This is a genomic window from Mesorhizobium sp. M7A.F.Ca.MR.362.00.0.0 (assembly GCF_004023175.1).
Classification (GTDB): domain Bacteria; phylum Pseudomonadota; class Alphaproteobacteria; order Rhizobiales; family Rhizobiaceae; genus Mesorhizobium.
Genome location: NZ_RZTF01001195.1, coordinates 1 through 223, shown reverse-complemented (window position 1 = coordinate 223; position 223 = coordinate 1). Strand labels below are relative to the sequence as shown.

The following is a 223-nucleotide window of genomic DNA, read 5'->3' as shown; positions in this document are numbered from 1 at the left end:
ATCCTTGCCTTTGCTACCTTTCTGTCTGAAAAACAGATACCTGTTTGGATACTGCATGTTCTCGTACCAACTATTAATGACAGTCGAGAAGACTTGAGTATGCTTGGAGATTTTATTGCGACATTGTCTAATATTGAAAAAGTTGAAATCCTTCCTTACCATAAACTAGGTGTTTATAAATGGGAATCGCTTGGTCTAGAATACCCATTAAAAGGAATTGAAC

Annotated in this window: 1 pseudogene; it reads left to right on the top strand. The window is 36.3% G+C overall.

Annotated features, from left to right (window positions below):
• A pseudogene (pflA, locus tag EOC06_RS39605) lies at nt 1-223 on the top strand (pyruvate formate lyase 1-activating protein); the annotation flags it as partial.